This is a genomic window from Aestuariibaculum suncheonense, assembly GCF_014596935.1.
Classification (GTDB): domain Bacteria; phylum Bacteroidota; class Bacteroidia; order Flavobacteriales; family Flavobacteriaceae; genus Aestuariibaculum; species Aestuariibaculum suncheonense.
The window spans coordinates 1,347,944-1,361,855 of the sequence record NZ_JACVXC010000001.1 but is presented as its reverse complement, the minus strand read 5'-3'; the positions used below and the strand labels follow the sequence as shown (position 1 = coordinate 1,361,855).

Below are 13,912 nucleotides of genomic sequence, written 5' to 3'. Positions count from 1 at the left end.
CAAACCTAATATTATGTTTCGATTATTAAACTTAGAATTACAAAAACTGTTACTAAATCGTACGAGTAAAATTTTAATCTTCATATCCTTCATATTACCGTTTTTCGTAATCCTGCTATCGTCCTTAAAAATCAATGTTTTCGGGTTTTTCACTTTAGAATTAGGTGAATTAGGCGTATTCAACTTTCCTGTTATCTGGCATTTAACGACATTTTTCGCCTCGCAATTTAAATTCTTTTTCGCCATCGTCGTGGTGAGTATGATAGGTAATGAATACAGTAACAAAACCATCAAACAAAACCTAATTGACGGGCTAAGTAAAAAAGAATTCATTTTATCTAAATTTTATGCCATTGTATTCTTCTCTATCATTTCTACAGTATTAATCGGACTCATTTCGCTTTGCATTGGATTATACTATTCCAGTTATAATGAATTCAACATCGTCATTAGAGAAACCAACTTTTTATTTGCTTATCTGGTTAAATTGATTGGCTTCTTCAGTTTGTGTTTATTCTTTGGTATGTTAGCCAAACGCTCTGCTTTTGCGTTGGCATTCGTTTTTATTCTATACATAGTAGAATGGATTACCTTCGGATTGCTTACATGGAAATTCAATATGGATATTGCGGAAAAGATTCAGAATGTCTTTCCTCTAAAATCGATGTACAAATTAATCGACCAACCATTTCAAAGGGTTGCAATGAGCAAATTCCCTGATAAAGGCGAACTCATGTATGACTATGCCGTACACTGGTATGAAATTGCTATCGTTTTAGCTTGGACAGCCCTTTTCACCTTTTTATCGTACCGACTGTTAAAAAAAAGGGATTTATAACAATCTTTTAATAGATTTGTTATGATATGATAAAGAAAATAGCAACTCTATTATTTATTTTTAACAGCCTACTGAGCTTTAGCCAAAGCGAAGCATCTAACTGGTTTTTTGGTGATAATGCTGGCATTCGTTTTAATCCAGATGGTACCATTACCGAACAAACCAATAGCAAATTAAGTACTACCGAAGGTTGTGCTACCATTTCTGATGCCAACGGAAACCTATTATTTTACACAGATGGTGTTACGGTTTGGAACAAAAACCATATGCCCATGCCTAATGGCTATGGTCTTTTTGGCGATGCTTCCAGTACGCAATCGGCTATTGTGGTACCTCAACCAGAAAATCCGAACATCTATTACATTTTCACCCTAGATACTGCAGTTAGCCGAAATGACCCCGATTATGGGTTTAACTATTCGGTTGTTGATATGAATTTGGATTCAGGACTGGGTAATGTAACAACTAAAAATTCAAGATTATTATCTTTCTGTTCAGAAAAAGTAACTGCCGTAGTTAAAGACTGTGTCAGTCAGTCTATTTGGGTAATTACTTTTGCGCCTGACAGAACGCAGTTTATTGACACCTTTTTCGCATATGAGGTAAGTACAAGTGGCTTAAATACAACACCGGTTAAGTCTTCGTTCAACACTAATATTCAAGATAAAAGAGGCTATTTAAAACTATCGCCTGACGGAACAAAACTGATTTGTGCTAACGGAAGTTTTGGTCTTTTTCTATACGATTTCGATAAAACCACAGGAATTGTGAGCAACGAAACACCTATTAATATCAATTTTTCGCGAAACGGTAGCAAACCTCAGGTATCGTACGGCGCTGAATTTTCACCAAACAATGAATTACTTTATATCTCCTCGTATTACGAAACTACCGAAGATGAAGGATTCAATCCCATCTATCAATATGGCGCTTTACTGCAATACGATTTAACAGCTGCCAACATCAGTGGTTCAGAAATGGTTTTAGACCATAGACAAACTTACCGAGGAGCATTACAGTTGGGACCGAATGGTAAAATTTACCGGTCTATGAATAGAAGTTACAACCAAGGTTTACCCTATTTGTCAGTTATAAACAATCCGAATTTAAAAGGAACCGCTTGTAACTATGCACATAGCGCACTTAAGCTAAGTAGAGATGGCAGACAAGGTTTACCGCCTTTCATTACCTCGTTTTTTTCACAGAAAATTGATATTATCGGTTATGAAGACACCTTCTCTATTGAACTACAATTATGCGAAAACGACACCTACACGCTTAAAGCCCCTGAAATTCCGGGCGCTACCTATGTTTGGTCATATAATCGTAAGGAAATATCGAATACCGATTATTTTTTGGAAGTCGATAAAAGCGGTGTATACAGTGTATTTATAGACCCGAATACCGGAGAATGTGATAAAACTTTTGAAGGTGTTGCCAACGTTTTTTATAATGCAAATCCCGTAGCATACGATTACACCCTAACCCAATGTGATGAAGATGGTATCGCGGGTGGTATAACCCGATTTAATCTGAAGGAAGCTAAATCTAACTTATCAGGAAATATTGAAGGATTGGATGTCGAATTTTATGAAGATGAAACCCTTACAACGCTAATTCCTAATCCGGAAAATTATAGTTTCAATGCGGATGCGCCGCAACCGTTATATGCCAAAGTATACCATATAAATTCAGGGTGCTTTGATGTTTCAACGCTTAATTTAAACGTGAATCTGACTCAAATAGACGATTTTTCAGCACCACCGCTTTGTGATGAGCTAAATTCTGAAGACGGTTTAAACACCTTTAACCTTGACGATATAACTTCTAGTATACAAACAACAAATAATATTTCAGCGTCAGTCATTACCTATTATCCCAATTACGATGATGCCTTATTAGAACAAAATCCTCTAAGTAGCGATTACAAAAATACAACCCCATATAACCAAACTATTTATTCCAGAATAGAAAATGACAACAGCTGTTTCGGTATCAACAAAGTCTTTCTTACGGTAAACAAATTACCTGAAATTGAAACAGAAAGTCACGCACTTTACTGTTTAAACAACTTTCCTCAGACCATTAGCATCAACGCCGGAATGATTAACGATAACCCAGAAAATTACACTTATACTTGGTCTACTGGTGAAACCACACACGATATCAACATCAACCAACCCGGAATTTATACGGTTAGCATTTCCAACAGTGTTGGCTGTAGTAAAGAGCGCACGGTTACGGTGGAAACTTCAAATATTGCGACTATAGACAATATTTCGGTTAAAGATGCTTCAGTCAATAATACCATAACTGCAGTAGTTTCAGGCGAAGGTTATTACGAATTTGCATTATACGATGAAAACCTTGTTTTGGTTAAAGATTATCAGGAAAGTAACGTATTTACTAACGTTCGCCCAGGAATTTACAACCTTTACATTAAAGACGTTAAAAACGACTGTGGCATGGTCTACCAAACTATTTCGGTTATTGGTTTCCCTAAAATGTTCACTCCAAACAACGACGGATTCAACGACATATGGCAGGTTTATGGAACTTCAGATATGTTTCAACCCAATTCAAAAATTCAGATTTTCGACCGTTACGGAAAACTATTAAAAGAGTTAACGCCTTTAAATGGCGGCTGGGATGGTAGCTTTAATGGAAAACAATTACCTAATGACGATTATTGGTTTTTTGTAACCTTACAGGACGGCAGAATCTTCAAAGATCACTTTACGCTAAAACGCTAATATTTAACCTAATAATAATGCATTTCATCGTATTTTCTTTGCGTTTCATCTAAATAATAGCTACTTTTCGCTTGTTTAAAACCAAGTTTTAATTAACCCAACACCCAAGCGAAATCACGTGACTAAAAACCTATATACCTGTCTTAGCCTGTTTCTAATCATTTTCGGAAGCCATCGGTTAATCGCTCAACAAATTACTGTTGATAATTCTATAACCGTTCAGGATTTAATTGAAAATAATTTAGCCAGCAATTGTGTGGAAATTTCTAATGTAACGACGTCTTTGAATGGCAGTGCAAATAACTTTTCAAGTTTTGGTAGCTTTGAAAGTGGTAACACCAATTTCCCTTTAAGTCAGGGTATCATATTATCGACAGGTAATGCGGCCTCAGCAGGAAACACAGTTATTTCTGATGATTTAAGTGAGGGCGATTTAAACTGGGGAACAGATCCGGATATTGATGCTGCTCTAGGCACTAACAATACCATAAACGCTACAGTTATTGAATTCGACTTTATTGCACTTTCCGATGTCATTCAATTCAATTACATTTTTGCCTCTGAAGAATATTATGCCAATTATCCTTGTAACTCTTCAGATGGTTTTGCCTTCTTAATTCGTGAAAGCAGCAGTACTGGGCCTTATGAAAATATTGCCGTCATTCCAGGAACCAATACTCCGGTTACTGTGAATAATATCCACAGTGAAATTTTAGGTATTTGTGATTCTGCAAACGAACAATACTTTGCAGGATATAATCTGGCTAACACCAATTTTAATGGAAGCACAACTGTTTTAACGGCCGCCAGTAATGTGACTCCCAATGTGCAATATCACGTAAAACTGATTGTTGCTGATCAGGCCAACGATCCAGGCTATGATTCTGCTGTGTTTATAGAATCGGCAACCTTTAACGATTTAGAACTGGGCGACGATATCAATACCTGTTCTAGTAGCGTTACTTTAAATGGGGAAATACAAAATCCACTGGCAACCTATGCCTGGTACCGAGACAATATGCTTATTGCTGGCGAAACTAACCCTACTTTAACGACTACTGAAAGCGGTTTATACCGTGTTGAAATTACGATTAGCGGTGTGAGCTGCGTGATAACCGATGAAATTACCGTAACCATAGACACAGAGTTAACCACCAACCCAATTCCGCCTTACACCTTATGTGATGCTAATGGAGATGGACAGGAAACTTTCAATTTATTGACTAAAAATAGTGATGTCGCCTATGCCATCCCTGCACTGCCAACAAACTATACTATTGCCTATTACAATACCGAAAATGATGCTAGAAATAATCCAGACAACAATATAACTTCCCTTACTACCGGTTCGACTACCGTTTATGTGCGTGTTGAAGACACCGATGCCGGATGTTTGTTTTTTGGGACAATCGACTTAGTGGTAAATCCTCTTCCTAATGTAACTCAACCTGATGTTTGGGATATTTGTGATAATGATAACGTGCCTGACAATCGTACGGAAATAGATTTAAGAGAACAGGATGCTACCATTACAAACAGTCAAACAAACCTTTCAGTAAGTTACCACTATTCTCAATCCGATGCTGATAATGATTTCAGCCCAATCATTTCACCTTATATCAATACCAATCCTAACGAAACGCTTTATGTTAGAGTTGAAGATACTCAAACAGGCTGCGCAAATACCTCAGCAACTCTAACACTTAATGTTACTAACGGCAACACGCAAATCCTTAGAGATCGTCAGTATCTTGATGCCTGTGACCAAGACCATGATGGTTTTGCTACATTTGATTTGACTGAAGTTATTAGTCGTATCTTAAATGGTGAAAACGGTTTCAATTCCCCTACCTACCATACAACTCAGGAAGATGCCGAATCTGGTAGTAACGCCATTCAAAATCCGACTAGTTTTCAGAATACAATCGCCAACGAGCAAACCATCTATATTCGACTGGAAGATAGCTCAACCGGTTGCTATGCAATTATTCCTTTAGAAATCCATACCAATTTATTACTTACAGCAACAGACACCAATGAATTCGCTTTATGTGATGAAGCCGGAAGTAACGGTGTTATTGGTTTTGACTTGTATGCCGTTGAAAATTATGTCATTGGAGAAATTCCAACCTTATATTTCCCTATTGAAGTGTCGTTTTATGAAACACAAAACGATTTAGACAATGACAACGCTCTTGATAAAAATGTGTTATACAATGTAAGCGCCAGCCAGCCTTCTACTTTATTTATTAAAATAGTTAATACGGATACAGGCTGTACCGAAGAAGAAGACATTATCTTACGGGTTAATCCTATTCTGCTATTTACAACTCCTGATCCATTACCGTATTGTGATGATGATAGCGATGGCATGGCAGACGTGTATTTACATGATTTCGACGCACAGATTCTAAATGGCAATTCCGATTTTACAGTTAGCTATTTCGCTACTGAAGATGATGCCACACAAAACTTATCTCAGCTTCCTAATCCTTACCTTGTAGATCAACAGACGACGGTTTGGGCCAGAATTACTAATACAAACACGGGATGCCACACCGAAAATGCGTTTGACATAGCCGTTGTAGTTGCTCCGGCAACCACCCGACCTAATGACATTGTAATTTGTGATGATGATCAGGATGGATTTTCAATCGTAAATTTAGATGCAACTATTGACGAATTAGTTGCAGATCCTACTGGCCTGACCATTAGTTTTCACTCGTCGCTGGCTAATGCAGAAGCTAACATTGCTCCAATTACAAACTCATCGGCTTACGATGCCAATTCGCAAACCGTATATGCCCGAGTTGCCGATGCTTCAGCCACAACAACCTGTCCTTCTATTCAATCCATCAACATTATTATTAATACCTTACCGGTAATCCCAACCATTTCAACCTATCAAATTTGTGTGGATCAAGGAACAACCTCTGCTGACTTTATTTTTTCGAATAAAGATGCTGAAATTTTGAATGGTCAGACCGGTAAAGAAGTATATTATTTTGAAGATAGCAACTACACAACCCCAATCGATAAATATGCGCCTTATTCAAGTAATGGCGCACAAACCATTTACGTACGCGTTGAAAACATTTCAGATGCCAGTTGCAACAGTATCGCTTCCTTTTCTTTAGAAGTTTCACATTATCCAACCTACAATACAAATTTCAGCGACTTCCCTCCTGTTTGTCAAAGTATTGCGAATGATTATACTTTCAATTTTGAAGAAAAGCGTCAGGAAATCGCCCAAGGCAGCACCGATAATTTAAATATTCAGTTTTTCTTAAATGAAAGCGATGCTGTTAACAATACTGGAACGCCGCTACCAGACCAATTCACCTATATTTTTAACGATCTAAACCGACAAGGACAATTTTATGCACGTATTGAAAATGCAGGGAACTCTTGTGCACTTGTTGAAACTATTAGATATATTACCTTTCCAACACCTCATATTATTTCGGCCACTGTGGCTCCCGTTTGTGATACGGATTACGATGGCAGCACCACAATAGATCTATCGACTACTGCCTTTAATATTGAAAATGTAAGATTTGGTGAAACAACCATTTCATATTACGAAGATGAAGATTTATTGGTTGAAATACCAACCTCAACCATCACGGATTACCAAATAACCACAAGCAAAACCATTTATGTAAAAGCTGAAATTGAAGCGACGTCGTGTTATGATTATATTGCTATGGATTTGCAAGTCAACTTGCCTCCAGCAGTAAACACTATCGACCCGATTGTATTTTGTGACAACGACACGAATACTTACGATTTATCTCAGGTTAATACTATGCTGGTTGATAACACCAATAACATTACAATTACCTACCACAACTCTCAAACGGATGCTGAAAACGGCACTTCTCCAATCAGCACCAATTACACTTACAACACGAGCAATCCTACCATTTACGCCAGAATAGCCAATAGTACCACGGGCTGTTTTGTTACGCAGGCCTTTCAGTTACAAATCAACCCGAATCCCGTTGCCAATACACCTCAGGATTTTGAAGCTTGTGACGATGATTTTGATGGCTTTTTAGAATTCAATTTAAGAGATAACGACACTAATATTCTAGGTCCACAAAGCGCTTCAGAATACACCATCACCTATTACAACAGCATTACTAACGCCATGAATGCCGTAAATCCTTTAGGAGATATACACGCCGCTGTTGATGGTGAAATTGTATATGCCCGAATTGAAAACAATCTAACCGAGTGTTACGCCTTTACACAATTCAACATTTATGTGAATCCGTTACCTATTATTCCGGTTCAAGATGTAGAACCCCTTTGTCTTAACGATTTGCCACAAACCGTAAGTGCCGAAACCGGAAATGCGGGTGACACCTATCTTTGGGATACCGGTGATACCACACCTGAAATTGAATTAGGTATTGCAGACATAGGTGCGCATTGGGTAGAAGTTACCACTCTTGATGGATGTTCATATAGAAAAGATTTTAACCTGATTGAATCGGAAGAAGCTGACATCAACTTCACGACTAAAGTCGATTTTGCCGACCCAAACAGTATTACCGTCGATGTTAGTGGCATTGGTAATTACGTTTATATTTTAGACAATGGCGAGCCTCAAACCGCCAACGTTTTCAATAATGTTTCCTTTGGACTTCATCAAATCACCATTCGCGATTTAAACGGTTGTGAAGACGTGATTACCGAAGTTTTTGTATTCGATATTCCTAAATTCTTTACCCCGAATAACGATGGCACTTTTGATACCTGGCATGTTATCGGTATAGAACAATTACCAGGAACTTTAGTTTACATTTACGATCGTTACGGAAAGCTATTAAAAACACTAACCCATAATTCACTAGGTTGGGATGGCACTTTTAATGGCGAAAACATGCCTTCGAACGATTATTGGTTTGTTGCTAAAATCATTCAAAATGGAAATCCTTTTGAAGTTAAAGGGCATTTTGCACTTAAACGTTAACATTTTTAATGAAGTCTACTACTTAAAAGAGCATTAATTATGCTATTAAATTCATTTTTTTATTCAATAACACCTGCTTAAAAACTTTACTGCTTTTAATCCAAAATATTGATTACTTTAGGTCATTTATAACTAAAATTTAATTTATTTTTTTTAAATAAATGTAATGACATACTTAAACCTAATAATTAAAAGATTATTTGTAATAATCTTACTTTTTATAAGCTCTTTCAGTTTTGCTCAATTGAGTAAAACACACTTTATTCCACCACTAACCAATGCTGAATTTGGAAATGCAAATCCAGAAGATCAATACATATACCTGTCCACTCCCAACAATACAGATGTTACTTATACCATAAAACCTGTAGGTCAATCTGTAGCAAACTACATAACAGGTGTTGTTTCAAATAACACCCCAAGAGAAATTTATTTAACGAGTGGTTATGGTCAACTTTTTATTCCCTCTTCTCAAACAAGTGTTATCACAAATAATAAAGGTTATATCATAGAAGCTGATGATGTTATTTATGTTTCTGTTAGAATGAATGCCGGAGGTGGAGCTCAAGCCGGAGCATTGGTTAGCAAAGGACTTTCTGCTTTAGGAACAACTTTTAGAGTAGGCACTTATACCAATGAAAATCCGCAAAACAATTACTTGAATTTTGTTTCTGTAATGGCCACTGAAGATGATACCAATGTAAATTTCAGCAATCTACCTTCTGGTCTAGTTATAAAAAATTACTCTGGCACAACTCCTATTAATATCAACTTAAACAAAGGAGAAAGTTATACCATAGCAACAAATAGTGCGGATAGTAGTGTTAATAGAGATGGACTTATAGGAACATTAGTAACTTCCAGCAAATCCATTGTGGTGAATTGTGGTTCTACTAACGGGAGTTTTCATAACGGAAATAGTAGAGACTATGGTATAGACCAAATCGTAGATCTTTCAAAAGTAGGTAACGAATATATTTTTGTAAAAGGTGCTGGCGGTAATGGCTGGGAAAACATATTAATAGTAGCACATTCTAATAATACTAGTATTAGCATTAATGGTAATTCGCCTACTGCTACTATAAACGCCGGAGAATATTATCTAATTGAAGGGGATTATTATAATTCTAACGGAAATATGTATGTAAAAACATCTGAAGATGTTTTTGCTTTCCAAGGTATTGGAGCTACCAATAGCGAAGCTAATCAAGGTATGTTTTTTGTGCCTCCACTTAGCTGTGAAGCCAGAGGTAACCTCGATAATATTGCTAATATCAATAAAATAGGAAATACAGCATACTCAGGAGGTATTTCGATTGTAACCAAAGTCGATGCTACGATTACTATTAATAACACTCCTATAAATAATTTTTCTACGTCAGGTCCCTATGCCGTTACAGGAAACCCAAATTATGTAACTTATAAAGTATTAAACCTTTCCGGAAACATTTCGGTTCAAAGTACTGATGAGCTGTATTGTGCTTATTTCAATTACAATGGGGCTGCTACATCTGGAAGTTTTTATTCCGGTTTTCCATCTGCTCCAGAAATTAATTTTAATGCAGAATTTGCGACACTGGGAAATTGCATCCCAAATATTACCCTTGCAGCAGCTAATACTGAAAGTTTTGACAGTTTCGAATGGTGGTTTGACGATGGCTTTGGAGCTGGCTTTACTAACACCAATATTAGTACACCCAACTACACACCTCTTATTCCAGGAAAATATAAACTAAAAGGTATTATTGCCTGTTCTGGACTAACTCTGGAATCTATAGAAATCCCAGTAAGTTTTTGTCCAGATGACATTGATAATGATGGCATTATAGACAACTTAGATTTAGACAATGATAATGATGGCATTTTAAATTGTATTGAATCAAAAGGTGATGCTATAATTGATATTACCAATATAAATACACCTGAAATAAAATTTCAGGATGGTACATCAAGCACGTCTATTGTTTCTGCTTCATTTTCTCAAAATAATAGCTCTGGCCTTGCTAACAATACTTTAACAGGAACGAGTTTTGGAAATTTCACAAGTACGCTACAACCTGACATTGATAACGAAAACAATTACTCTTTAACTTTTACTGAACCTATCAATTTTAAATTAGAAGAAACCGCTTCTATACCTCATACCGTAGTGAATGGGGAGTATTACATCATAAAAATATTACCATCTAATAAAAATATAACTCTAGTTGATCCTGATGATCGATTACTAATTGACACCAATTTTGATGGTATTTTTGAAACTGGAGTGACACAAATATCCAGTACAGAAATTCATTTCAAAATAAACCCCAACCCAGCAGGAAATTTTCCTTACAAGTTTGTAGCCGATCAAATTACCGGTTTCAACTTTATTCATAATTTAACCAATTTAAATAACGCATCGTCATTTACAGCCAATATTACCCTAACCTGTTTTAAGCTGGATACTGATGGAGATGGCATATACAATGCTTTAGATCTTGATAGTGACAACGATGGTATTCCTGATATCATAGAAGCTCGGGCGACTACACCTCCCCTTTCTAACACAGACAATAACAACGATGGTATCGATGATGGCCTTTTCAATACGGCTGCCGGACCTACTGATTCTGATGCAGATGGAATACCTGATTTTTATGACTTAGATAGTGACAACGATGGTATTTACGACCTTGAAGAGTCTGGGAGTGGACTTCCTGATTCTAATTTAGACGGTATAATAGATAATGTTTTAAATACCATTGGGACCAATGGTTGGGATAATAATGCAGAAACAAGTGCAGACAGTAATACAATTGGCTACACATTAAATGATACAGATTCTGATTCTATATTTAATTACACTGATTTAGATAGTGATGGAGATTCATGCCCTGATGTTATTGAAGCTGGGTTTACCGATGCTAACAATAATGCTCTTCTAGGAACCATCCCTGTTGTAGATACAAAAGGTGTCGTAAACAATGCTCTTGATGGATATACAACTCCTAACCCTGATTATTTAATTATTGCTCCAATAAATATAACAACACAACCAATAGATACGATTGCCTGCGAAAATACATCTTCCACTATCTCAATTGCTTCTCCTGACTCCGAATTCTACCAGTGGGAACTCAGTACAGATGGTTTAAACTGGGTGACTTTAAATGACGATTTAATTTACAGTGGCACACAAACCGCTAATCTAACCATAATGCCGGTGCCCCTAACCTTTAATAACAATCAATACAGAGTTAAGCTTGACAGAACAGGAAACAGTTGTGGTTTGTATTCTTCTTCAATAATATTATCGGTTAATGCACAACCTATCATTAATTCAACAGTAGAATTGATACAGTGTGATGACGACGACCCTAACACGTTAGGCTTTAGCTCATTTAACTTAACAGAAGCTAACATTAAAATTTCAAATAATGCTTCAAATGAAACATTCTCCTATTATCTAACCGAAACCTCTGCTATTTTAGGGGATATTAATAGTACCGATTACATCGATACCCCAACGGCATTTACAAATAGGACAATAAACACCGACCAGGTTTGGGCTCGTGTAGAAAACAGCAATGGATGTTCATCTATCACTCAAATTTCATTAAAAGTATCTACAACAGCAATTCCTGCTTCATTTTTGGCCACATTTAATCAATGTGATGATTTTCTGGATATAAATGGCAACAACACCATAAACAATAACAATACTGATGGAATTGCAACATTCGACTTTAGCTCTGTTGCTAATGATATTTTAAACAATATTCCTGCCGGACAAAACCCGCTGCCTCCTAGATTCTATAGAAATGAGTCAGATGCTTTAGCAGAAGTAAATGAAATTACAGATATTTCAAATTATAGAAATATTGGCTATCCTTATTCTCAATATATTTATGTTCGGGTAGACAGTAATATCTCTAACGATTGTTTAGGTCTTGGTCCTCATGTCCTTTTAAATGTTGAACCACTTCCCAAACTAAATGCTGTGTCTATTCCGCGTCAATGTGATTATGAATCAACAGATAATGTTATTAATTACCCGTTTGATACTTCTAAAATAGAAAATGACTTATTAGGTAATCAAAACCCTATTGAATTCAATATTATTTATTCTGATGAAACAGGAAAACAACTACCTAGCCCCCTTCCTAATCCATTTTTAACTTCATCACAAATTATTACTATTCAGGTTTCGAATGCCAAAACTTCTGCTCCTGATGGACCTTGTTACATTGAAACAAGCCTTGAATTCATTGTAGATGAGCACCCCTTTGCTAACCCTGTAAGCAATCAAATATTTTGTGACGATGGTCTAGATGGAACTTTCATTAATGATGGTTTACACTCTTTTGATACTTCTGCATTTTCTAATATCATCTTAGGAAACCAAACGAATATGGACATCTATTTTTCATACATAAATCAGGAAGGAATTTCAGTTGCTAATGCAACAGCATTGCCAAATCCTTTGATTTCAACCTCTCAAACTATTACCGTTGAAGTTATAAATCCAGAGAACACGAATTGTGTTGCCTCCACCAATATTGAACTTATCGTAAACCCTATTCCTGATTTCGCGATAAACGAAGAAGAAATCATCTGTACTTCAGATCCAACATTCACAACAACACTTGTTCCTGTTCAAACGAATGCTTCAGAGATTTTTAATTACTCCTGGTCGTTAGAAGGCGGCTCTGAAATTTCAAACAATAAAACTTTAAATGTATCTTTTCCGGGAAATTACACTATAACATTAACTAATCCTACCACATTATGTTCAACCACTAAAACCGTTTCTGTTAGGGCATCAGAACTCGCTAACATTACTAATGATAATATCACAGTAGTTGACATTTCAGAACATAATAGTGTGACCATAAATAATCCTGAAAGCTTGGGCTCGGGCACCTATCTTTTTGCCTTAGAATCTAAAGACAAAACTGTTATTTTTCCATATCAGGATAGCCCTAATTTTAACAACGTAAGAGCTGGAGAATACACCCTTTTTGTAAAGGATGACATTTGTGGTACAGCTGAAATTGACGTATTTGTTATTGGTTACCGTAAATTTTTCACTCCTAATGGAGACGGAGAAAATGATTATTGGAAAATACAAGGACTTAACAACACCCAAGCAAAAAGTACTATTTATATTTACAATCGATACGGAAAATTATTAAAGCAATTAAATCCATTAGAGGAAGGTTGGGACGGAACAAGTAATGGCACCCCGCTGCCTACAGATGATTATTGGTTTAAAGTACTGTTAGTAGACGGAAGAAATTTCATGGGACACTTTGCTCTTAAACGTTAAAAACGGCTTCTATTTATAGTTAAGTTTTT

At 36.3% G+C, this 13,912-nt stretch carries 4 protein-coding genes; all 4 read left to right on the top strand.

From position 1 onward, the window contains the following. Nucleotides 1–13 precede the first annotated feature (13 nt). The 4 genes from ICJ84_RS05650 to ICJ84_RS05635 all read left to right on the top strand — a co-directional run bounded on the left by ICJ84_RS05650 (nucleotide 14) and on the right by ICJ84_RS05635 (nucleotide 13,883). Complete coding sequence (locus tag ICJ84_RS05650) at nucleotides 14–838, top strand: ABC transporter permease (RefSeq protein ID WP_188215361.1); 825 nt, start codon at nucleotides 14–16, stop codon at nucleotides 836–838. Between the two features lie 26 nt (nucleotides 839–864). Next, nucleotides 865–3,591: a T9SS type B sorting domain-containing protein gene (locus ICJ84_RS05645; protein WP_188215360.1), complete on the top strand. Its 2,727-nt coding sequence runs from the start codon at nucleotides 865–867 to the stop codon at nucleotides 3,589–3,591. Nucleotides 3,592–3,709: 118 nt separating this feature from the next. Further along, complete coding sequence (locus ICJ84_RS05640; protein WP_188215359.1) at nucleotides 3,710–8,572, top strand: T9SS type B sorting domain-containing protein; 4,863 nt, start codon at nucleotides 3,710–3,712, stop codon at nucleotides 8,570–8,572. A 244-nt stretch (nucleotides 8,573–8,816) separates the two neighbouring features. Beyond that, complete coding sequence (locus ICJ84_RS05635) at nucleotides 8,817–13,883, top strand: T9SS type B sorting domain-containing protein (RefSeq protein ID WP_188215358.1); 5,067 nt, start codon at nucleotides 8,817–8,819, stop codon at nucleotides 13,881–13,883. The last annotated feature ends 29 nt before the right edge of the window (nucleotides 13,884–13,912 follow it).